Annotated in this window: 18 protein-coding genes, 1 tRNA gene and 1 riboswitch; of the genes, 13 read left to right on the forward strand and 6 right to left on the reverse strand. The window is 70.6% G+C overall.

The genetic code is table 11. From position 1 onward, the window contains the following. The first annotated feature begins 84 nt into the window (after positions 1 to 84). From BJY18_RS25900 to BJY18_RS25925, 5 genes are all read left to right on the forward strand, one after another. The gene (locus BJY18_RS25900; protein WP_312873959.1) at positions 85 to 1,209 is read left to right on the forward strand and encodes an MFS transporter; all 1,125 of its coding nucleotides are present in this window, start codon (positions 85 to 87) and stop codon (positions 1,207 to 1,209) included. Positions 1,210 to 1,273: 64 nt separating this feature from the next. After that, on the forward strand, positions 1,274 to 2,113 hold the full coding sequence (locus BJY18_RS25905; protein WP_184782553.1) for an ESX secretion-associated protein EspG: 840 nt from the start codon (positions 1,274 to 1,276) through the stop codon (positions 2,111 to 2,113). A gap of 1,047 nt (positions 2,114 to 3,160) precedes the next feature. Beyond that, positions 3,161 to 3,766, forward strand: coding sequence for a hypothetical protein (locus BJY18_RS25915; protein ID WP_221457954.1), 606 nt, complete (start codon positions 3,161 to 3,163; stop codon positions 3,764 to 3,766). Positions 3,767 to 3,913: 147 nt separating this feature from the next. Next, entirely contained in the window at positions 3,914 to 6,100 is a 2,187-nt protein-coding gene (locus tag BJY18_RS25920) for a bifunctional MFS transporter/dTMP kinase (protein WP_184782555.1), read from the forward strand. After that, positions 6,097 to 7,296: a DNA polymerase III subunit delta' gene (locus BJY18_RS25925; protein WP_184782556.1), complete on the forward strand. Its 1,200-nt coding sequence runs from the start codon at positions 6,097 to 6,099 to the stop codon at positions 7,294 to 7,296. Before BJY18_RS25920 ends, BJY18_RS25925 begins: the two co-directional genes overlap by 4 nt. 48 nt (positions 7,297 to 7,344) lie before the next feature. Here BJY18_RS25925 and BJY18_RS25930 read toward each other — a convergent pair whose 3' ends face one another. Continuing rightward, positions 7,345 to 9,039 carry a hypothetical protein gene (locus BJY18_RS25930; RefSeq protein ID WP_184782557.1) on the reverse strand — a complete coding sequence of 565 codons (1,695 nt, stop codon included), beginning with the start codon at positions 9,037 to 9,039 and terminating at the stop codon, positions 7,345 to 7,347. 134 nt (positions 9,040 to 9,173) lie between these two features. Here BJY18_RS25930 and BJY18_RS25935 point away from each other — a divergent pair. Then, a tRNA-Thr gene (locus tag BJY18_RS25935) sits at positions 9,174 to 9,247 on the forward strand. A gap of 164 nt (positions 9,248 to 9,411) precedes the next feature. On the opposite strand, the gene BJY18_RS25940 is transcribed toward BJY18_RS25935, so the two are convergent. Next, positions 9,412 to 10,383, reverse strand: coding sequence for an amidohydrolase family protein (locus BJY18_RS25940; RefSeq protein ID WP_184782558.1), 972 nt, complete (start codon positions 10,381 to 10,383; stop codon positions 9,412 to 9,414). A 142-nt stretch (positions 10,384 to 10,525) separates the two neighbouring features. Here BJY18_RS25940 and BJY18_RS25945 point away from each other — a divergent pair, with 142 nt between their 5' ends. Next, entirely contained in the window at positions 10,526 to 11,398 is an 873-nt protein-coding gene (locus BJY18_RS25945; protein WP_184782559.1) for a LysR family transcriptional regulator, read from the forward strand. 19 nt (positions 11,399 to 11,417) lie between these two features. Here the strand turns inward: BJY18_RS25945 and BJY18_RS25950 are convergent, their stop codons facing one another. Further along, positions 11,418 to 12,521 (reverse strand): hypothetical protein, encoded by a 1,104-nt coding sequence (locus BJY18_RS25950; protein ID WP_184782560.1) that lies wholly within the window; start codon positions 12,519 to 12,521, stop codon positions 11,418 to 11,420. A gap of 25 nt (positions 12,522 to 12,546) precedes the next feature. Further along, positions 12,547 to 12,996 carry a YbaB/EbfC family nucleoid-associated protein gene (locus tag BJY18_RS25955; RefSeq protein WP_184782561.1) on the reverse strand — a complete coding sequence of 150 codons (450 nt, stop codon included), beginning with the start codon at positions 12,994 to 12,996 and terminating at the stop codon, positions 12,547 to 12,549. A 189-nt stretch (positions 12,997 to 13,185) separates the two neighbouring features. On the opposite strand from BJY18_RS25955, the gene BJY18_RS25960 reads away from it, so the two are divergent. Beyond that, positions 13,186 to 13,623, forward strand: a complete 438-nt coding sequence (locus tag BJY18_RS25960) for a hypothetical protein (protein ID WP_246458975.1) — start codon at positions 13,186 to 13,188, stop codon at positions 13,621 to 13,623. Between the two features lie 50 nt (positions 13,624 to 13,673). On the opposite strand, the gene BJY18_RS25965 is transcribed toward BJY18_RS25960, so the two are convergent. After that, complete coding sequence (locus BJY18_RS25965) at positions 13,674 to 14,132, reverse strand: GreA/GreB family elongation factor (protein ID WP_184782563.1); 459 nt, start codon at positions 14,130 to 14,132, stop codon at positions 13,674 to 13,676. A gap of 122 nt (positions 14,133 to 14,254) precedes the next feature. Between BJY18_RS25965 and BJY18_RS25970 the strand changes: the two genes are divergently transcribed. The 4 genes from BJY18_RS25970 (at position 14,255) to BJY18_RS25985 (ending at position 18,639) form a co-directional block, all read left to right on the forward strand. Further along, a complete protein-coding gene (locus BJY18_RS25970; protein WP_184782564.1) occupies positions 14,255 to 14,842 on the forward strand; it encodes a TetR/AcrR family transcriptional regulator in 588 nt (195 codons plus the stop codon). A 19-nt stretch (positions 14,843 to 14,861) separates the two neighbouring features. Continuing rightward, a complete protein-coding gene (locus BJY18_RS25975; protein ID WP_184782565.1) occupies positions 14,862 to 15,380 on the forward strand; it encodes a gamma carbonic anhydrase family protein in 519 nt (172 codons plus the stop codon). Positions 15,381 to 15,429: 49 nt separating this feature from the next. Next, positions 15,430 to 15,517: riboswitch (ZMP/ZTP riboswitch) on the forward strand. 21 nt (positions 15,518 to 15,538) lie between these two features. After that, positions 15,539 to 16,807 (forward strand): serine hydroxymethyltransferase, encoded by a 1,269-nt coding sequence (gene glyA / locus BJY18_RS25980; protein WP_184782566.1) that lies wholly within the window; start codon positions 15,539 to 15,541, stop codon positions 16,805 to 16,807. 185 nt (positions 16,808 to 16,992) lie between these two features. Continuing rightward, complete coding sequence (locus tag BJY18_RS25985) at positions 16,993 to 18,639, forward strand: MDR family MFS transporter (protein ID WP_184782567.1); 1,647 nt, start codon at positions 16,993 to 16,995, stop codon at positions 18,637 to 18,639. 58 nt (positions 18,640 to 18,697) lie between these two features. Here BJY18_RS25985 and BJY18_RS25990 read toward each other — a convergent pair whose 3' ends face one another. Next, positions 18,698 to 19,216 carry an inorganic diphosphatase gene (locus tag BJY18_RS25990; protein ID WP_184782568.1) on the reverse strand — a complete coding sequence of 173 codons (519 nt, stop codon included), beginning with the start codon at positions 19,214 to 19,216 and terminating at the stop codon, positions 18,698 to 18,700. Between the two features lie 173 nt (positions 19,217 to 19,389). On the opposite strand from BJY18_RS25990, the gene dacB reads away from it, so the two are divergent. Next, a complete protein-coding gene (dacB, locus tag BJY18_RS37825; protein ID WP_312873960.1) occupies positions 19,390 to 22,374 on the forward strand; it encodes a D-alanyl-D-alanine carboxypeptidase/D-alanyl-D-alanine endopeptidase in 2,985 nt (994 codons plus the stop codon). Positions 22,375 to 22,421 lie beyond the last annotated feature (47 nt).

Here is a 22,421-nt window from a genome sequence, read left to right on the forward strand (position 1 = left end):
CGTTTCGGTTCGGGGCCACCTGGATCCGTCCAGGTGGCCCCTTCGCACGTCTGGGGACCGATGGAAGAGGCGCGACGCGCTCGAGTGGCTGTTTCGGTGGTCTTCGCGGTGTGCGGGGCCGCCTTCGCCTCGTGGGCCGCGCGCGTGCCCGCAGCACAGGCGAAGCTCGGTCTCAGTGCGGGACAGCTGGCGGTCGGCCTCTTCGGGCTCGCTGCCGGTTCCGTGGTGGCGCTACTGGCCGCGGGACCCCTGCTGACCAAGATCGGCAGCAGGCGTGGGGTGTTCTGCGGTGCCACGGTGCTGTGCGCGGGACTGCCGCTCGCTGCGTTCGCTCCGGATCTGCCGTTGTTCGTGGCCGCGCTCGCAGTGCTCGGCATCGGCAACAGCTTGCTCGACGTGTCGATGAATGCGCACGCAGCGCGTGTCGAAGAGGCGTACGGACGGCCGATCTTCGCCGGATTCCACGCGTTCTGGAACGTCGGCGGGCTTGTCGGCTCCGGGGCGGCGGCCTTGCTGGAGAGCTGGCATGTGGCCCTCGAAACGCACTTCACGGTGGCCGGCGCGGTGCTGCTGTGCCTCGCCGCCGGTGCGGGTTCCCGGTTCCTGCCGGGGGCGGACCGGGGGCAGGACGGGCCGGCGTTCGCCTTGCCCGGCAAGGCTTTGATTCCACTCGGGGTGATCGCGTTCTGCGGTTTTATCGCGGAGGGCACGATCAACGACTGGAGCGCGGTCTACCTGCGCGAGGTCACTTCCGCGACGGCGGCCGTCGCGTCGCTGGGCTACTTCTTCTTCTCGATCACGATGATCGTGGTGCGAACGGTGGCCGACCGGCTCGTGGAACGGATCGGCGTCGTCCCGTTCATGCGGACCGCGACCGCGCTGACGGTGCTCGGATTCCTGCTGGTGGTGGCGATTCCGGTACCCGCGGTGGCGGTCGCGGGTTTCGCGGTGACCGGGCTCGGGGTGTCCGGGATGGTTCCGCTCGCGTGGAGCGCCGCCGGGCGCAAGCAGGCGGACGCGCCGGCCCGGGCGATCGCGGCCGTGGCGGCCTGCGGATACTTCGGCTTCCTGGCCGGGCCGGTGCTGATCGGGCCGCTGACCAGCGGAATCGGACTGCACTGGACGTTCGCGGTGATCGGCGGACTGCTGGTGACCGTGCACTTCCTGGCGCCGTCGATGCGGGTCGAGGAGCCGGCGGCCCGGTCTTGAGACGACCGTTCGGCGCACCGACGAGTGGATTCGAACAAAAGTTCGAGAAATTGTCGGTACCAGGGTGTTCAATGCAGGGGTGAGCAGTTCAGCACCTGTCGTCTTCGACGTCATCGACCAGGTCATCGGACCGCTGCGCGCCGAGGTGCCGCAGCGGCCTTCGGTGATGGAGTTCTACGACCCGCACTTCGAGGTGCCGCCGGTCCTGTCGGAGCAGGAGGAGCCGATCGAGCCGAGCCTCGCCGACGAGGTGCGGCAGATGTTCGGGCCGACTCTCGGCACGACCCTGTCCGAGGAGGTGGAGCAGTACACCCGGTTCGTCGCCGGGATGGCCGCGCTCGGCCTGACCACCGACGGGGAGGTCACGTCCGAGGCGGTCGGCCTGTACCGCGTGCTGCGCGGCGGATTCATCCGGGGACTGGTCACCGGGGTGTTCCCGGCGCGCCCGGACCCGTGGGAGGTGCGCTTCTTCGGCGACGCCGACTACACCACGGTGATGACCAAGTCGGGCCGCCGCGCGCGGCTGCGGTCCGGCTTGCTGAGCGCGCTGCCCGGCTGGGTGTTCGACGGCCTGCCGGAGCGCCCGCCGGGCCCCGGCCCGGCAGTGCGCATCGAAACCGATCGCAGCGGCCTGGTCCCGTCCGCGGCCTGGGGAGAGCTGGACGTGATCCGCTCCGCCGCCGCCCGCCCCCGCCACGGCACCGTCCTGGTCGACCTGACCGTCCGCGACGCCGTACTGGCCGAATACCCGCACGGCGCTTTCGGCCTGATCGACAATGATCAGGGCCGCTACCAGTTCCGAGCCGCCCCACGCCCGGCAGGCGGCTGGACGATCACCTGGACCCCGGCGACCCGCAGCACCGCCGAAGCCTGGATCGTCGAGGCGGTCCGCAGCCATGCGTGACCAGGAGAGGTCTCCGGGCCCCGACCCGTCGGGTGAGCGCGGCCGGTTGGAGGCGCGGTCGGGCTGTCGGCGGTGGGCGCGGTCGGTTGGGCGCGGGGTCCGTTGGGCGCGGGGTCCGTTGGAGGCGTGGCCTGGGCGGGCTGTCGTCGGTGGGGCCGCGGTCGGTCGGGTGCGCGTCGGATGGGACGTGGTCGGATGGAGCGCCGTCGGGTCTGGCCGTCCTCGGTTGGGTGCGGTCGGGTTGTGGGGGTGGCGCCTGTCCGGCGCGGCCAGCCGGGCGCAGGCACACGGACCTGGGGCGGTGAGGCAAACGTAGTGAGGAGATGAGCGGAATTTCTTCGCAGCGGTGCACAACCGGGTCGGCCCCAACCAGTGCTCAGCCAACCAACGGATGTCTGGCCTGCCGGGGCTGACGCCTCGGGCCGACCAACGGGTGTCCGGCGTGCTGGGGTCGGCGCTCGGGTTCGGTGAAGGATGTCTGGCGTGCCAGGGCCGGCACTCGACCCGCATGGGTGTCTGGCCCTGTCTGGCTGGTGCTTGGGCTCGGTAATGGGTGTCCGCCCTGCTGGGGCTGGTGCTTGGGTTCGGCAGTGGGTGTCTGGCCTGCTGGGGCTGACGCCTCGGGCCAACCAACCGGCGTCCGGCCTGCCGGGCCTGGTGCGCGGGCCAGGCAACGGCCGTCCGGCCTGCCGGGACCGTCGACGGACCCGCCCTGCCGGGGCTGGCACGCGGTCAGGCAACCGGCGTCCGGCCTGCCGGGACCGTCGAGGCCCCCGGCAACGGGCATCCGGCCTGCCGGGACCATCGAGTGCCCCGGCCGGCCGAGGCCTGCACCTGGCCGGGTCGGCCGCGGTCAAGTCACCCACTGCCGCCCGGCCCGTAACCGCTGATGAGGTCACCTCTCCGTGGTGAGGCGTGTTCAGCCGGGTACGGAGGGTGTCGGCGGGTGCTACTGCAGGAGACGCTCTGCGGCCATTGGGTGGATGCGAGTGTGGCCAGTCTCGCCGACACTGGACGTGGACGGCATTCCGTAGTGAGGTGGTCACCATGAGCACGAGCGATGGGGCGCCCTTCTTCCCGGCCCCCGCCCCTGAGACCGAGCGGGACGGCACGCTCGGCGGGGACGTCGGGGGAGAGCGGTTTTCCGATCCGCTGTCCGGGCTGGTCACCGGGGGCACGGCCGGTACCGCGCGAGCCGGGGAGTTCGGGCCGCTGCCCACCGCGCGGCCGGTGGAGCACGACCCCGACGCCGTGAAGCGCATGGTGGACGCCGCGCTGGAAGAAGAAGCCGCCGAGAAGGCCAAGGCGGCCAATTCGGGTATGCCTGACGTGGAGCGGCCCGATCTGGTGCCGCTCGGGTTGCTGCCGCGGCAGCGGACCTGGCCCACTCGCGCGCCGTCGCTGCTGAAGAAGGTTCCGCGGCCCAAGCCCCGGCAGGTCGCCGAGGTCGCGGACGACGACATCGAGGAAGAGCTGGCCGAACGGCAGGTCCGGCGGCGTGGGCTGCCGGCCATGAGCATGCCGAACCTGGGCCGGCCCTCGAGCAGCGCGGCGGGCGTGCTGCTCGCCGTCGTCCTGCTGATCGTGTTCGCGGTTGTCGCGATCGAGATGATCTCGAGCCTGGTCAGCAGCCTGAGCGGACTGTTCGGCTGAGACCGCCCACCCACCGCGACACCCGGGCCGGTTCCGTGCCCATCCGCGCTCCGGCGCTACCCTGGCGACACGGTCGGGGGATCCGCAGGGGTCGCCCGGCGCCGCCGTGACGAGTGGGGTGGGCATATCAGCGAGGGCGTACGGTCGGTGCCCGGATCCGGTCCGGGTGGGTCGAGCGGGGCCGAGGCGTCCACGATCCACCGGGTCCGCAGGGTGCTGGCGATCAAACCATTCCGCCGGCTGTGGGGCGTCACCTACCTGTGCAGCGCCGCCGACTGGCTGAACCTGCTGGCGCTGACCAGCCTGAGCACCAAGCTGCTCGACAACTACACCGCGCAGAACTTCGCGTTCGTCGGGGTCGTGCTCACGAGCCTGCTGCCGGGTCTGTTGTTCGCGCCGATCGGAGGCCTGCTCGCCGACCGCTTCGACCGGCGCAAGGTCATGGTCGTCTGCGACCTGCTGCGGTGCGGCTTCCTGCTGTCGATTGCCATCGTGGGCGCGCCGTGGTGGCTGTTCGTGGCGAACTTCCTGGTCGGCTGCAGCTCGATCATGTGGATCCCGTCCAAGGACGCCGCGGTGCCGAACCTGCTGCGCCGCCCGGACCAGGTCGAGACCGCCAACCAGCTCGGCCTCGTGATGACCTACGGCCTCGCGGTGATCACCGCCGCCGGGGCCAACGCGCTGATTCTCGGGGTCAACTCCACCTTCCACCTGTTCCAGGGCGCGACCGCGGACCTGTACATCGCCAAGCTCGTCGTGGTCATCACCGGTCTGCTGTACCTGACCAGCGCCATCCTGATCGCCACCCGGATCCCCGAGCTGTCGCTGCGCAACGTGCACGCGACGCCGGAGCAGAAGCAGGAGCAGGAGCAGAAGGCCACGAAGGCCGACGAGGAGAAGTTCGGCCTCGGCGAAATGGTGCGTGACGGTTTCCGGTTCGTGCGGAGCACGCCGCTCGTGCGCGGGCTGCTGATCGGTGCGTTCGGTGCCTTCGCCGCGGGTGGTGCGGTGGTGGCTTCGGCCAAGCCGTACTCGTCGTCGCTGCTGGCCGGCGACGCCGCGTTCAACCTGCTCGTGCTCGCGGTGTTCCTCGGCCTCGCCACCGGGATGGCGGTGTCGCCGAAGCTCGCGCACCGGCTTCCGCACGACCGCCTTTTCGGCATTTCGATCATCGTGGCCGGGCTTTCCCTGCTGGTGGTGGCGTTGTCGCCGCATCTGGCGATTTCGCTGATCGCGGTCGCGCTCGTCGGCGTCTGCGCGGGCACCGCCTTCCTGACCGGCGTCACGATCATCGGCTCACGGGTCGAGGACGCGATCCGCGGCCGGATCAACGCGATCTACCAGTCGATGCTGAAAGTGGTGCTGTTCGGCTCCACCGTGGTCACCCCGCTGCTGGTCGGCCTGGTGCGTCCGCGGCAGGTCACCGTGTGGGGCAACCAGATCACGATCGACGGCACCCGTCCGGTGATGCTCGGCGGCGCCGCGCTGGCCGCGCTGCTCGGCGTGGTCGCGTACCGGCAGATGGACGACCGGCGCACCGAAAAGATCCTCACCGACCTGCGTAACGCGCTGCGCCGCACACCGCGTCGCGTGAACGGATACCTGATCGCACTCGAAGGCACCACCGCGATCAACACCGCCGAGCAGGCCACCCGCCTGGCCCGCTGGCTGGGCACCAGCACCCGCCCGGTCGTCCGGGCCGCCGACCCGGCGCTGGCCGAACGACGGTTCACCACGCTGGTCTCGGAGGCTTCGCTCTCCGGTGCGCGCGCACAGGCACTGGTCGCCGCCGCGGTGCGTGCCGACCTGGTGGAGCGGGAAATCCAGCCGGCGCTCGACGCCGGTTCCGTGGTGGTGATGGAACGCTTCGTCGACTCGCCACTGGCCACCCTGTCCGCAGTCGCCGGTCTCGACAGCGGTGAGCTCGAAGGGATCACCGACTGGGCCACCGGACGGTTGCGCCCGGATCTGACCGTGCTGCTCGACACGGCTCCCCGCAATCCCGACCCCGACCAGTCGAAGCTGTCGCTCAACGAACAGTGGCGGGTGCAGAAGCTGCTGGCCGAGATGGCCGCCGCGGACCCGGACCGCTACGTCGTGATCGATGCCGACGGTACCGACGACGAAATTGCCGCGCGGGTCCGTACCGCCGTCCGCGCGGTCTTCGTGGGCAAACTCGCCAGCTTCGCGCCTTCCGAGCCCGTGGCCGGGGAAACAGTGCAGTCCGCCGTTCCTGAGGAAGCCGCCGCGGCCGACGTTGCCGAGGCCACGGCCGCAGAGGCTGAGCTGTCGCCGGAGAAGCGGCGTGAAGTGTCCGAAGCGGAGGCGAAGTGACCGCGCCGATCGGCGTCTGGACGGAGCTCGTAGGGCAAGAGCCGGCGGCGGAGACGCTGTCCGCCGCGGCCGCTGCGGCGGCGAAGATCGTCGCGGGTGAGGCCGTGGCTCCGGCCGCGATGACGCACGCGTGGCTGCTCACAGGACCGCCCGGGTCCGGGCGTTCGGTCGCCGCGCGCACCTTCGCGGCGGCGCTGCAGTGCAGCACCGGCACTGGCTGCGGCGCGTGCCCGGGGTGCCGCACCACCATGGCCGGCACCCACGCCGACGTACGGCTCGTCGTGCCCGAAGGGCTGTCGATCTCCGTCGCCGAAATGCGTGCGCTGGTCCAGGCGGCGGCGCGACGGCCGACCACCGGCGAATGGCAGGTGGTGATCATCGAGGACGCCGACCGACTCACCGAAGGTGCGTCGAACGCGTTGCTGAAGGCCGTCGAAGAGCCGCCGGAACGTACCGTCTTCCTGCTCTGCGCACCGTCGGACCATCCCGAGGACGTGTCGGTCACGATCCGTTCGCGGTGCCGGCTGGTGCCGCTTCGGACGCCGCCTGCGGAGGCGATCGCGCGCATCCTCGTTTCGCGGGACGGCGTCGATCCGGAGCGGGCGCAGTGGGCCGCGGCGGTGTGCAACGGCCATGTCGGCCGCGCTCGCCGGCTCGCGACGGACGCGGCCGCGCGGCAGCGCCGGGACACCGTGCTGCGGATCCCGCTCGGCCTGCGTCGTCCCGGGGACGTGTTCACCAGCGCCGACCAGCTGATCAGCGCTGCCGAGGCGGACGCGGGCGAGGAGAGCAAGAGCCGCGACGAGTCCGAACGCACCGAGCTGCGCACCGCGATGGGCGGCGACGGCACGGGCAAGGGCGTCGCCGGCGCCAAGCGGGCCGCCGACGCCGCGGTGAAGCAGCTGGAGAAGCGCCAGAAGTCCCGCGCCACGCGCACCCAGCGCGACACCCTCGACCTGGCGCTGGTGGACCTGGCCGGCTTCTACCGCGACGTCCTCGTCACGAGGTCCCGCTCCGGCGCCACACTCACCCACCCCGACCACTCGGACGCCATTGCGTCCGCTGCCACGGCGTGGACCGCGGAGTCGACCCTGCGCCGGCTCGAAGCCGTGCTGGAGTGCCGCGAGGCAATCGGGCTGAACGTGAAGCCGCGGATCGCGGTGGAGGCCATGGTCACCACGCTGCGCCAGGGCTGACCCCCGAACGCACCGTGGCCCCCTGCGAGAGGGGGCCACGGTGGTCGGTCAGTCGCGCGGATGCGGTGACGGCTTGAACGGCTCCGGTTCGCCCGGATCCGGGTTCACCGGCCGGTTCAGCGCCAGCGCGGGCCTGCGACGGCTCGGGAACGCGGCCACCATCACCACGCCGAGCAGGAGCATCGCCGTGCCGGTCCAGAACAGGGGTACGGCGTCGTACGCGGTACCCGTGTACGCGAGGTTCTCCGCCGGGCCCTTCGGCGCCTGACCGCCGCCCTTCGGCGGGGTCGCGGCCGTGCTGCCGCACACCACGCCGCCGGTCGGGGCGTACGCGCGCGCTACCTGCTCACCGAGCGACAGCTGCGCGAGCGACGACGGCAGCTTGTCGCCGGCGTCCTTCGGCAGCAGGCTCTTCAGCCGCTCCGTCGGCAGCACCTGGAGGTCGAACAGCCGCGCGGAGGCGCCCATCTGGTAGCCCTTGAACGGCGTGGTCGCCTCGGACTGCTTCTGGTCAAGGTTCGCGATGCTCAGCCGCAGCACGCCGAGGTCGAGCACCTTGCCGGTGGTGCTGCTCAGCTGCTTGAGGCCCTGCTTCGCGGTGGCGACCAGGCCGCCGACGACCGGCACGTTGTCCAGCGCGCCGAACTGGTCGCTCAACGGGGAGAGCGGCAGGCCGATCGGGATGTCCTTGGTCGGATGCGCCGCGTCCAGCGTGTACAGCGTCTTGCCGCCGGCCGAGATGGTCAGCACGGGTGCCTGGTAGTCGACCTTCGACGTCTTCGCGTCGCCGGTCGAGGTGACCGTGAGCGTCGGCTGGCTGGCCACCTTGAGGTTCAGCTCGAGCGGGGTGCCCTTGAGGATCGCGATGTCCGCGGCTTGCAGCGTCGAGGTGGACTGCACGGCCTTGTTCTTCGAGCCCGGGATGTCGACGAGCTTCACCTGCGACCGCGACGAAAGCGTGTTCGGCAGGCTGAGCAGCGACCCGGCGCCGCCGGCCTGGGCCTGGCCGCCGCCGGTCAGCAGGCCGCCGAGGCTCTGCAGCCCGCTCGCCGGGTCGAAGCCGCTGGCCAGCTTGGTGCTGTCCGGAAGGTTCAGCCCGCCCCCGCCGAGCAACGGGACCTGCGGCAGCGTCGGGATCACGTTGAGCAGTGAAAGGCTCGCCACCGACGTGCTGGCGTCGGAGATCGTGTCCACGCACGGGCCGAGCGTGTCGCTCCAGCGGGCGTGCGCGCTGCCGTTGAGCAGCCCGACGTTCAGCAGCGGATTCGACGGCGCGTTGAGACCGCCGGTGATCTCCTTGGGGTTGTCCGGCAGCGCGGTCTGCGCCAGGCTGCCCGGCACCTGCGGCGCCTGCCCGCCCACGGCCAGCCCGAACGGCGAGGCCTGCGCGACCGACTTCTCGTAGCTGAGGTAGGCCTCCGAGTTCGCCGACGCGCTCGACAGGCCCATCCCGGCCTCCAGCGCGGACTGCTTCGGCAGTTTCTCCCCGAAACCGGGGAGGATCGTTTCGGTGGTGACCGAGTTCGGCAGCAGTCGCAGCACGCCGAGCGCGGTACCCGCGTCGCCGACCGCGTGCCCGAGCGGCTGCGGCCCGGTCGGCGCCGACGCCGGTGGCTGCGTCGGGTTCCCGGGCTGCGGGATCGGCGTGGTCGGGATGTCCTGCGCGCTCGCCGGACCCGCACTGAGCAGCAGCAGGGCCGCGGTGGCGGGTACGGCCACCGCGCGAGGCAGTCTTCGCCGCATGTGCCCAGTCCTCCAGGTGATCGGGGTGGGAGGTGAGACCGAAGTCATAGGTGTCCAACGACGCGGCCCCCGGAAGGTGACGCGCCGGCCTCCGCTACACTGGTCCCCGTCGTGAGGCACCGCCACCACGACACGCCGCCTTAGCTCAGTCGGCCAGAGCGATTCACTCGTAATGAATAGGTCGGGGGTTCGATTCCCCCAGGCGGCTCCCCAGGTCAGCGGAAGCTCCGGCGCTTTTCGGAGCTTCCGCATGGTGCGGAATGTAGCCCGGATGGGCGAGAAGTACCGGTCGCACAATGACTATTGTGGACCGTCACCGCGCCGAAGATTGGGCGCGAACGCGACAGGCGTGTTCCCGACCAGATCTGCCGGTCAGAGGCGGAGGAGTCGTTCGGCGTTGCTGTGCGCGATTTTGTGGCGGTCGGGTTCCGAGAGGGCGGCGCCGGCGAAGGCTGTGGTTGCGGATGCGGTTTCCTCCCAGGGGTAGTCGATCGCGAACAGGATTGCGTCGGCGCCGATTGACAGGACGGCGCCGGCCAGTGCGGCGGGAGACGGCACGCCGCTCACCGTGATCAGGATGTTCGTTCCGATGTAGTGGCTGGGCAGCTGCGCGAGGGGGCGGACCGGGTCCATGGTCCGGTAGCGGGAGTCGAGGCGGGAGATCATGAACGGCAGGTACTCGCCCATGTGCCCGAGGATCAACCGGGCGCCCGGATGACGGTCGAAGACCCCTCCGTAAAGCATCCGCAGGGCGTGACCGCCGGTCTGGACACCCCAGGTCCAGGTCGGACCGACCAGCTCGGGGGAGCCTTCGAGAACGTCCCAGTGGTCCAGCGGGGGCGCACCGGGATGCAGGTACAGCGGCACATCCAGCTCCTCGAGAGCGCTCCAGAACACGTCGAAGCGGGGCTCGTCGAGGTAGTGGCCGTCGGTGTGGTCGTTGACCAGCGCGCCCCGCAGGCCGAGCTCGGTCACTGCCCGCCGCAGCTCGACCGCCGCAGCTTCCGGGTCCTGCAGCGGCACCGCGGCGAACCCGGCGAACCGGTCGGGCCGCGCGGCGACGGCCTTGGCCAGGTAGTCGTTGGCGAACCGCGCGTCCGCGACGGCTTCGGCGGAGGACAGGCCGGCGATCTGCAGCCCGGGTGCGCCCAGTGACAGGACCTGCACGTCGACCCCGTTCCGGTCCATGTCTTCCAGACGCAGTTCGGTGAGGTCGGGCAGCCGCTCGGCCACGTGCCGGGCGATCCCACGGCCGATCGGGACCGCCCCGAGGTCGCCGGCCGCGGGATGGCGCCGGTCGAGTTCCGGAATCGAGAATGCCTCTTCCACCGCGATCAGTCGCATGATCCTGTCCTCTTTGGTCCGGTCCCGCGAGGTCCCGCGGTTCCACGACCGACGCTCCTCCCGGGCACCGACCCACGTCCAACGAACGATTCCGATGCCGCCATCGACGGCATCGATCCGCCGATGGGGCGATACTCCACGAGTGGATCTGCAGCAGCTGTCCTACTTCGTCGCGGTCGCCGAGGAGGGCAGCTTCACTCGTGGGGCGCAGCGCGAGCACGTCGTGCAATCGACGATGTCGGCGGCCGTCGGGCGGCTCGAGCACGAGCTCGCCCAACCTCTGTTCCGCCGTGCCGGTCACCGCATCTTGTTGACCGCGGCTGGTGATCTGCTGCTCGACCGCGCGCGCACTTTGCTGGCGTCGGCTCGGGAAATCCGTGAAGAACTCGGTGCGCTCGACGGCGTCGTGCAGGGCACCGTGACCCTGGGCACCGTCCTGTCCACGGGAACCTTCGACCTGGCCTCCGCCCTCGTCGCGTTGCGCCGGGAGCACCCTGCTCTCCAGGTGCGTGTGTGGTTCTCGGCGTTGGACCACGATCGTCACCTCGAGCGGGTCGCGGACGGCACCTACGACCTGGCGTTGATCCACGAACCCGACCTGCCGCCGCCGGGGATTCGCCTCCACCCCGTCGGCCGGCTCGATCTGGTCCTCACTGCGGCGCTGTCCGCGGAACTGCCGGCGCCGTCGCTGCGTGCGGCGGCGGCGATGCCGTTCATCGATTTCCCCGTGGGTTGGGCGAACCGGATACGCACCGACCGGCTGTTCGCGGCGGCGGGGCTCGAACGCGACGTCGCCATCGAGGTCGCGGACGTCGCGACCGGACTGGAACTCGTCCGCGGAGGTCTCGGTCTCGCGTTCCTGCCCCGGCGGCTCGTCGAGGGCCGCACCGACGTGCGGATCGTGCCGATCGAGCACCCGGCACTCTCCCGGGTGCTCGTCCTTGCCCGTCCGGACGGTCCGCAGCGGCCGACCGTCGAGACCGTCTACCGAGCGTTGACTGACCGTTCAGCGTGAGAAGCGGCCGGCGCCCGCGTCAGGTCAGCGCGCCGCGCATCTCGTTGCTGTAGTTCGTGAACAGGGTGCACGCCGCGAGTACGACTCCGACGATTGCTTCGATTGCTTGTGCCACTTCGAGCAGCTTTTCCATGACCTCCTTGATGCGCTCGAGTAGCAATGTGGCCAGCCGTTGTATGCCGGCCAGTGCGGCGAGTAGCTCGGGGGACGGAGTCGGCACCGAATCGGCGTCCGCGCGGTCCAGCAGATCGAACAGGGCGATCATGTCGTTCGGTATTCCGGTGAGCATGCCGTTGATCTCGCTGAACAGCAGGTAGCAGCCGTGGGCGTGCATCTTGTAGTCCACTCCGCACTGGGCGACGGCTTCGCCGGCGTCCTCGTACACGGCGCAGATCTTCGCCACGAATCGTTCGGCGAATTCGGATCCTTCGCCGTCCCAGTGCCGGAAGAGCGTTCCGGCGGCGCGGCGGGAAAGCGTGCTGAGGCTTTGCCAGTAGGCACCCGCGTTGCTCATCGCGTCGCCTGCCCGGTAGACGCCTTCCCAATCGCCGGTCAGCGCTTCGGTCACGTGTCCACATAATTCGAGCCAGGTGCCGAACACCACGTCCCAGATGCTCTGCAGTGTGGGATTCTTCAGCGAAAGTTCCGGCATGACGACCGATTTCGGGAAGCCCAGGATGGTGTTCACCAGATCCTGGATGCCGAAGTCGCCCGAACCCGGGTACTCGCTCGGGGGAAAACCGGAGCCGAAGTCGTAGGCGACGCCGCCGAATCGCTCGAGATCGGGATCGCCGGTCGAGGGCAGGTCGTAGCCCATCCGGTCCCACGTGGCGCTGATGTCCTCGGCCGCCGCGTTGTCCGATCCGGTGTACTGCCTTCCTGCGGCAGACAGGTTGTCGTTGATCTTGCGCAGCATCGCCGGCGTGCAACCGGCCGAAACCGCGACCTCCTTCGCCAACGACTTGTGGTGGATGACCAGCAGGTCCAGCAGGCCGCCTGCCCGCCAGCCGACCACGTGCTCGGCCACCATCGGGTACAGGTAGCCCTCGCCCTGGTCGGCGAGTTCGCCGTACCGGGCCTGGGCGAGCGTGAAAGCCCGCGGGTCCCAATGGAATCCCCCCATGTCCGGGTTCCTTTCTGTGCCGCCGTCAGTCGTCCTGGTCCCAGGCGGTCAGCTTGACGACGACGTCGTTGCCGGTCCGATCTCCAGTGGTGCTTACGGTTTCGCCCTCCGGCGGCGGGAACCCGGCGCGCAGACGGTCGGCGGCCAGCGCGGCGAACGGCAGATCCGGGGCCACCGCGTCCACGGCGGCCTGGGCCAACCGGGACTGGGCGTGCTGAACACAGCGGACGACCTGGTGCGCGATTTCCTCGGGTGCCCAATGCCGGACCCGCTCGTCGAGCGTCAGTTCGTGCAGCCGGCCGCTGCCGGTCACGGTCGCGTGCACGGCGCCGTCGGCCGTCTCCGCTTCGGCGGTGATCACCGAGGTGGTGTGCTCGTCCTCCGCCAGAACGCGGACGCGCTGCCCGGCCCGTTCGATCGACTCCGCGAGCCGCCGCTTGAGGTCGTGCGGATCGGGTGTCGCTGCTGATCCCACGTCGTTCCCCCTGCTCACCGGTGTGTCCGGACGCTCGGCAGCCGAGCTGGACACGCTGGATGTTACACAACGGTCCGATCTGTCGCAGGCGATTCGGACACCTCACGGATTTCGGCCGAACGGCCAGGTGGCCGGGCCGTAAGGCTGATGGCGTCGTGGCCGCGCCCGGCTTTGCTGGAGGTCATGAAGATGAGCAGGGTGGCTGCCGGGGTGCTGACGATGGCGGCGGTGGCCGCGGTGTCCGCGTGTGGGGTCGAGGATGCCGTCGTCGAGCACGGGAACGGGCACGTGAAGGCGGTGTCCCACCAGAGCGGGATCGACGGCAAGAACGACGCGGAAGCGAAGCTGCCGGACTGGGTACCCGACGGCGCACAGCAGGTCGAGGAGCTCATTCGCACCACGGGGGCGGAACGGTTGCTGAAGTACTCGCCCGCCGGCACCACGTTGCCTGCCGTCTGCAAGCCCGGGACCGCTGAGCCGAAACCGCCGACGCTCACCGCGGACTGGTGGCCGGCCGGCGAGCACCTGCGCACCGACCAGCTCTGCGACGGCTGGCACGTGGCGGTCGAGCGCGACGCCGTCTACGCCTACCGGGTCGAGACCGTCTCCGGCACCGGCGCGAACTGACCGAAGGCCGCCCCGGGAGAACGGGGCGGCCTTCGGTCAGTCCTTTGTGGTCAGTCCTTCGGCGGGGTCAGCTCCAGGACGGTCACGGTCGCTTCCCCGCGCGGCGTGCGGTAGGTGACCTCGTCGCCTGCCTTGGCGCCGGCCAAGGCCAGACCCAGCGGGCTGTCCGAGGTCACCGAATCGGCATCTTCCCCCGGCAGGGTGACCACAGTGAACGCTTCCTCGTCGCCGTCGGCGAAACGCAGGGAAACGCGCGTGCCGTCGGGAAGCAGCGAGCTGTCGTACGCACCGTGCTCGAGCTTTGCGGACACGTCGGCGATCTGCCGTTCCAGCCGGGCGGCGGCCTCCGCGCGGTCGATCACGTCCGCCTGGTCCGCCGCGTCCCCGGTGCGTTCCTGCTCGCCCGGCTGCGGCGCGAGCGCCGCCCGTTGCGCGCGCAGATCGGCTATTTCCTTCTCCAGCTGACGGCGCGCCGCCTCGCTGAGCCCCTTGTCCCCTGAGATCACCATGCCGGGCATTGTCCGCTGCGTGGAGCGGGGTGGCCAATCCGGTTTTTCACCCTACGGGGGCGGGCAGGACATCTGCCCTAGACTTCGGGCCCACCGTCCTGGAAACCGTAACGAGGATCACCGTGACTGCCGTCCCCGGCCGCAGTGCCCAGCTGTCGCCCAACCAGCTGCAGAAGCAGGAACAGATCGTGGAGGCCGCCAGGGTGGTGCTGGCCAGGGACGGGCTCGCCGGGTGCACGGTACGCGCGATCGCGGATGCCGGGCCACTGACCAAAAGCGCGATCCACTACTACTTCGCCGACACCGACGTCCTGATCGACCGGGCGATGGCCGCGCACATCAACACTTTCGCGGCCGGGCTGCGTGCCGTCGGGCAGGAGCACGAAGACCCGCGCGAGCGGCTGTTCGCGGTCACCGAGGCCTACCTCGCGGAATTCGCCGAACGGCCGGCCGGTGCGTTCCTCTGGTTCGAGTACTGGATCGCGGCGGGCCGCGCGCAGCATCCGCAGGCGATCGAGGCGATGCTCACGTCCATCACCGAACTGCTCGTGGAACTGCTCTCCCCGCTCGACGTGGACGATCCCCGCGCCCGTGCCCGTGCCCTGCTCAGCTACCTGCTCGGTGCCGTGGTGCAGCAGCGGGTCCGGCCGCGTCCGTTCCGCGGCCTGCGCGGGGACATCGAAGCGCTCTGCTTCGCCGGATATCGCTGACGCCGCTTAGGGTGCGCACATGCCTCTGTTCTCCTTCGAGGGCGCCAGCCCGAACGTCCACCCGGACGCCTGGATCGCCCCCACTGCCACCCTGATCGGCGATGTGACCGTCGAGAAGGGCGCCTCCGTCTGGTACGGCGCGGTGATCCGGGCCGACTTCGGTCCGATCGTGATCCGCGAGGGCGCCAACATCCAGGACAACTCGGTGGTGCACACGAACACCGAGCTGTGTGAGATCGGCCGCAACGTCACCGTGGGGCACCAGTGCCTCGTGCACGACTGCACGGTCGGGGAACAGGCGTTGATCGGGAACGGCTCCACGGTGCTCGATCGCGCGGTGATCGGCCCGCGGGCGCTGGTGGCCGCCGGTGCCACGGTGACACCCGGCACCGAGGTGCCCGGCGAGGTGATCGCGATGGGCAGCCCGGCGAAGAAGTTCGTGCCGCTCACCGATTCCGCGCGCATGTGGGTGGAGCACAACGCGGCCGTCTACCAGGAGCTCGCGCGCCGGCACCGCGACGGCGCGCAGCCGGCGTAACCGCCGTTCCCACGGGCCGGGCGCGGCGCGGGCGGTGCACTAAACTTCCTCCCGCAGCCGCGACTGGCGCCATTCAAGAGGTGGAGCACCACCGGGGAGCGACGACGAGGCCGGCACCGCGCGCCTGGGTGATGGCCACTGCACAACCGGAGTACGCGATGACACACCAGCCCGCCCTGTCCGCTCTCGCCGCGGCCGACCCGCAGCTCGCCGGCCTCGTCGAGGACGAGGCGAAGCGCCAGCACGACAAGATCCGCCTGATCGCTTCGGAGAACTACGTTTCGCAGGCGGTGCTGGAAGCGACCGGCACCGTGCTCACGAACAAGTACTCCGAGGGGTACGCCGGCAAGCGTTACTACGAGGGTCAGCAGCTCGTCGACCAGATCGAGACGCTGGCCATCGAGCGCGCCAAGGCCGTGTTCGGCGTGGACCACGCCAACGTGCAGCCGTACTCCGGCTCACCCGCGAACCTCGCGGTGTACCTGGCCTTCGCCAAGCCCGGTGACACGGTGCTCGGCATGGCGCTGCCGGACGGCGGCCACCTCACGCACGGCTGGAGCGTGTCCGCCACCGGGAAGTGGTTCACGCCGGTCCGCTACGGCGTGCGCAAGGAGACCGGCCGGGTCGACCTCGACCAGGTCCGCGACCTCGCCCGGCAGCACCGGCCGAAGCTGATCTTCGCGGGTGGCACGGCGATCCCGCGCACCATCGACTTCCCGGCGTTCGCCGAGATCGCCCGTGAAGTCGACGCCGTGCTGGTCGCCGACATCGCGCACATCGCCGGTCTCGTCGCCGGCGGCGCGCATCCGTCGCCGGTCGGCCACGCGCAAGTGATCACCACGACCACGCACAAGACGCTGCGTGGTCCGCGCGGTGCGATGATCCTGTCCGACGCCGAACACGCGAAGGCTGTGGACAAGGCCGTCTTCCCTGGGCTGCAGGGCGGTCCGCACAATCACACGACGGCCGCCATCGCGGTCGCGCTCGGGGAGGCGCGGCAGCCGTCGTTCTCCGAGTACGCGCACACGGTCGTCGCGAACGCCAAGGCGCTTGCCGAGGCCCTCGTGGACCGGGGTTACGACCTCGTCTCCGGCGGGACGGACAACCACCTGCTGCTGATCGACCTGACCGGCAAGGCGGTGCCCGGCAAGCCGGCCGCACAGGCGCTGGACCGCGCCGGGATCGAGCTGAACTACAACACCGTCCCGTTCGACCCGCGCAAGCCGTTCGACCCCTCGGGCATCCGGCTGGGCACGTCGGCGATCACCACGCGCGGTCTCCGGCCGGAGCACCAGACGCAGGTCGCGGAGTGGATCGACCGCACGGTGACCGCCGCGGCCGCACAGGAGGAACCGGCGCTGGACGCCATCGCCGCCGAGATCCGCGAGTTCCTCGCGCCGTTCCCCGTCCCGGGCTACACCGCCTGACCCTGCTCTGACGAAGGGCCGTCTGCTGACGCGGGCGGCCCTTTGTGCTGTTCAGGGGCCTGCGACGAGGGTCACAAAGAAGTTGGTTGTGCGATGCAAGCTTTTCGGGAATACTTGTGCAAGGCAAGTAGTTGACAGGTACAAGCAACTACCCGGCCACTCAGACCACCAGCAAGGGAGACCCGATGAGCGACACCGGCACGGAAGGGGGCACCACCACGAACGGACGGCTATCGCACCGGCAGATCCTCACTGTTCTGTCCGGACTGATGCTCGGCATGTTCCTGGCGGCCCTCGACCAGACCATCGTGTCGTCGGCGATGAAGACGATCGCCGACGAACTGCACGGCCAGAGCCTCCAGGCGTGGGCCACCACGGCCTACCTGATCACCGCGACGCTTTCCACGCCGCTGTACGGCAAGCTGTCCGACCTCTTCGGCCGCAAGCCGATGTACCTGACCGCGATCTCGCTGTTCCTCGCCGGTTCACTGGCCAGCGGGATGGCGAGTTCGATGTACGAACTGGCCGCATTCCGCGCGTTCCAGGGTCTCGGCGCCGGTGGCCTGATGTCGCTCGCGCTGGCGATCATCAGCGACATCACCTCGCCCCGTGAGCGCAGCCGCTACCAGGGCTACTTCATGGCCGTGTTCGGTGTCTCGAGCGTGGCCGGACCGGTCGTCGGCGGTTTCTTCGCCGGGATCGACTCGTTCGCCGGCATCACCGGCTGGCGCTGGGTGTTCCTGGTGAACGTGCCGGTCGCGCTCGCCGCGCTGGTCGTGGTGAGCAAGGTGCTGAACCTGCCGCACACCCGGGTGCAGCAGCGGATCGACTTCCTCGGCGCCGGTGCGCTGACCATGGGCCTGGTGCCGCTGCTGCTGGTGGCCGAGCAGGGCCGGGAATGGGGCTGGGGCTCGCCCGCGTCGCTGGCGATGTACCTGATCGGCGGACTGGGCGTGACCCTGTTCATCCTGCAGGAACGCCGGATGGGTGACGCCGCGCTGTTGCCGCTGCGGCTGTTCCGCCGCCCGGTGTTCCGGGTGGCCACGCTGGTCACCGTGATCCAGGGCATCGGGATGTTCGGCGCGATGATGTCGCTTCCGCTGTACCTGCAGATCGTGAAGGGTGCGACGCCGACGCAGGCCGGGTTGCAAATGCTGCCGCTCACCCTCGGGATCATGGTGGCGAGCCTGACCAGCGGTCGCGTGATCACCCGGACGGGCCGGTACAAGCCGTTCGCGGTGGCCGGTCTGGGCCTGATGGCCGCGTCCCTGTTCGCGCTGTCGACGATCGGCGTGGACACCCCGCTGGGCGTGGTGATGGTGATCGCGTTCGTGATCGGGCTCGGCCTCGGTTCGTCGATGCAGACGCTGACGCTGGCCGCCACCAACGACGTGTCGCCCAAGGACATCGGCGTCGCGACCTCCACGGCCACGTTCTTCCGGCAGATCGGCGGCACGGCGGGTACCGCGGTGTTCCTGTCGATCCTGTTCAGCACGGTCGGTGACCGGATCGCCGCGGCGGTCCGCTCGGCGATGGGCTCGCCCGCCTACGTCGCCGCGCTGGCCCAGCACCCGGAGTTCGCGCAGCGGATGGCCTCGGGCGGGGTCGACGTGAACGACACGTCGTTCCTCTCCTCGCTCGACCCGGTGCTCGCCCGGCCGATCCTCGACGGCTTCGCCGGCTCGATGAGCACGGTGTTCCTGATCGGCGGGATCGTGCTGAGCGCAGGCTTCGCGCTGGTGTGGTTCCTGCGGGAGAAGCCGCTGTCGGACAAGTCGGCGATGGAGGCTCGCTCCGAGGAGCAGGCCGCGGAACTCGCCCTCGCCGGCTGACCGCGGAACCGAAAAAGCGCCGTTCACCTCGGGTGAACGGCGCTTTTTCGCGTACGGCTCAGTGCTCGGCTTCGCCTTCGAGCGCGACCTTGGCGAGCCGGTCGGTCTCCCGTTCCAGCGAACGGGAGATCTCCGCTTCCGCCTCGGTGCGTCCCACCCAGCTTGAGCCCTCGACGCTCTTGCCCGGCTCCAGGTCCTTGTAGACCTCGAAGAAGTGCTGGATCTCGAGCCGGTGGAACTCGTTGAGGTGGTGGATGTCGCGCAGGTGCTCCAGCCGCGGGTCGTTCGTCGGGATGGCGAGCACCTTGTCGTCCGGACCCTTCTCGTCGGTCATCCGGAACATGCCGATCGCCCGGCAGCGGATCAGGCAGCCGGGGAACGTCGGCTCCTGCACCAGCACGAGCACGTCCAGCGGATCGCCGTCCTGGCCCAGGGTGTCGTCGATGAAGCCGTAGTCGGCCGGGTACTGCGTTGCCGTGAACAGGGTCCGGTCGAGCTTGATCCGACCGGTCTTGTGGTCGACCTCGTACTTGTTGCGCTCCCCCTTGGGGATTTCGATCGTGACGTCGAATTCCACGGCCGTCCTCGCTGCTTCTCGAATCTGGGTGTGCCACGCGTCGTGGGCGGCAACCGCAATCACCTCGTTGACGTCACTAGTGTGGACTACACCCCGCCGGCCGGTCGCGCCGATGTCGGCCAGGCGGCATGTGAGCTTGGCCCCTTCGCGGGGCAGGTGAGAAGGAGTGGTGGGTGCCGGACAACGACCAGCCGAGGTGGCCCACGGGTGACGAGGACGCCTCGTCCCGTGGCGAAGAGGCGACCGCCGGGTTGCCGCTGCCGAAGCGGAACTCGGGCACCACCGACCGGCTCGCCGTGCCGAACGTCACACCCGGTGACGGGCCCGGTTCGTGGTTCCGGCCGAACGTTCCGCCGGAACCGGTGCCCGGGGTCAACGCGCCGGCCGAACCCGCCGGGTCGGCGCCGTCCTGGCCGCCGCAGGGTGGGCAGCAGGCCGAGCAGTCGCGGGAAGAACCGGGTGGCGAGCGGACCCAGCAGGTCCAGTGGCGGCCGGAGTCGTCCGGTGAGCAGGGGTCTCAGCGGCGGGAGCAGGCGGGGGCGCGTGCGGAACAGCAGCCGCGTCCCGAATCGCGTGGCGAGCAGGCTTCGCAGGTCCAGTGGCGGCCCGAATCGCCGGCCGCGCAGGCTCAGCGGCCGGAAGCGCGGGAACGGCCGGAGGCACGTCAGGACGAGCCCCGTCAGGACCAGCCCCGTCAGGACGAGCCGCGGCGGCCCGAATCGCGCGGGGAACAGCAGTCGCGCGGCGAGCAGGTCCAGCAGGTCCCGTGGGTGCCGGTGGAACGTCCGGGGCAGCCTTCGCGCGGTACGTCCGAACGATCCGGCCCGGCATTCCAGCCTGCGCGTCGTCCTGCCCCGCCGGCTGGGCAGGAAAGCCGGCCCGGCCAGCAACGGCCCCCCGCGCAGTCACCGCAGTCGCAGCCGTCGCAGCCGTCGCAGGGGGAGCAGTTCTCCGCGTTCCGGGACGAATCGCCCGCGGCCGGTCCGGCGCCGGACAGCGGACAGGGTGGACAGAGTGGACAGGGCTGGGCGGCCTTCCGCCCGGTGACGCCCCGTGAAGCACAGTCCTCCCCGCCTGCCGGGGAGGGCTGGACGGCGTTCCGCGCCGAGTCCGGTTCGACGCCGCCGGAGAACCAGTCCCGCAGCCCCGAGGCCCGGTCCGAGGAAAGCCAGTCCCGCGGCCGCGAGGATGCCCAGCTCCGCAATCCCGGGGCCCGGCCAGGTGACAACCAGTCCCGCAGTCCCGAGGCCCGGTCCGAGGAAAGCCGGCTTCGCAATCCCGGAGACCGGTCAGAGGACAACTACTCCCGCCACCCCGAGGCCGCCGGATCGCGTAACCCCGGCGAGCAGCGCCGGGACGTGCCCCAGGGGCGGGGCGGGGCGTGGTCGCAGCAGCTCGAGGTACCGGTCCTGCCGGAGCCGCCGCGGGGCAGCGTGCCGCCGGCGTCCGGTGGACCTGCGCGGCCGATGCGGATCGAGCCGTCCGGGGGGCAGTTCCCGGCCGAGGCGACGGTCGGTATCCCGCGTCCGCCGTCGGCACAGCAGCCGCCGCCCAAACCCGGGAGCCGGCCGGAACAGCAGCCCGCGAACCGGCCGGAACAGCAGCCGGCCGGGTGGCCGGAACAGCAGCCCGGACACCAGGAGGCGGCGTTCGCCGGGCAGCGTCCGGCCGAGAGCGAGCCGGAGCAGTTCGCCAGTGAGGCGACCGTCGGTATCCCGCGGCCGCCGGACGGGTTCCCGCCCGCCGCGCCTGCCGACGGGGGCCGCCCGAAGCGGCGACGCAAGCTGTTGGTCGTCGGGATCGTCGCGGTGCTGGTGCTCGCCGCGGCGGGCGTCGCTTCGGCAATGCCGAAGGTGGCCAACCAGCTGGGCCTCCCTTGGGCGCCCAACGCGCCCAAGGGATCCGAGCCCGATCCGGCGGACGTGAGCCTCGCGCTGCACGGTCCGGACACCTCGGGTCCGGGTGCGTCGCCGGCCGGCGTCGCGTCCGCGCTGGCCGGCCCCGCCGGCGCCCCGGCGCTGTCGCAGCTGACCGGCAGCGTGATCGACCCGTCGAGCGGCAGTGTGCTGTGGGACCACGCGTCGAACACAGCCCTGACGCCCGCGTCGACGACGAAGATCCTTACCGTCGCGGCCGCGTTGCTCTCGATGGATCCGACGAAGCGGCTGACCACGAAGGTCGTGCAGGGTGACCAGCCCGGCACGGTCGTTCTCGTCGGCGGTGGCGATCCCACGCTGACCGCGTTGCCGCAGGGCACCGACTCCCCGCTGTACCCGGGTGCGGCACACGTGGACGACCTCGTCACGCAGGTGAAGAAGGCTGCCGGCAACGTCAGCAGCGTGCAGGTCGACGTCAGCGCGTACAGCGGCCCGGTCACCGCGAAGGGCTGGGAGGCCGGTGACGCGCCGTCGACGTACGGCGCGCCGATCGTGCCGGTGATGACCGACGGCGGCCGCGGCAACCCGAAGGTCGACGAGACGCCGCGCTCGGGCAACCCGGCCACCTCGATCACCCAGCTCCTGGCGCAGAAGCTCGGCGGGAACGCGGGCGGGGTGACCAAGGCGCCCGCCGGTGCGAAGGTGCTCGGCCAGGTCCAGTCGGCGCCGCTGCCGGAGCTCGCGTACGCGCTGCTGCAGATTTCCGACAACGTGCTCGCCGACGCGCTCGGCCGGCAGGTCGCGATCGCCACCGGCGGCGAAGCTTCGTTCGACGGCGCGGCTGCCGCGGTGAAGAAGGTGCTCGGCGACCACGGGTTCGACGTCAGCGGATTGCAGCTGTTCGATACCAGCGGGCTGTCCAACATGAACAAGGTGCCCGCACGGCTGCTCACCCAGGTGCTCGCCGCCGCCGCGGGGCCGGACGGCAAGAACGAGAACACGCCCAAGCTGCGTCCGCTGCTCGCCGGTCTCCCGGTGGCGGGCAGCCCGGCTGGCACGCTCGCCGGCCGGTACGGCTCGGGCCAGTCGGCCGCGGGCAAGGGCTGGGTGCGGGCCAAGACCGGCACGCTCACCGGCGTCAACACCCTCGCCGGCTACGTGCTGGACAAGGACAACCGCGTGCTCGCGTTCGCGTTCATGTCCAACGGGTCGGACAAGGATCCCGGACAGGCCGCGCTCGACGTGCTCGCCACGACATTGCGCAACTGCGGCTGTCAGTGACCGCAACGGCAGGTAGCGTCGGGAAGGTGAGCCAGGAAACCGAGACC

This window comes from Amycolatopsis jiangsuensis, assembly GCF_014204865.1.
In the GTDB taxonomy this organism is placed as follows: Bacteria; Actinomycetota; Actinomycetes; order Mycobacteriales; family Pseudonocardiaceae; genus Amycolatopsis; species Amycolatopsis jiangsuensis.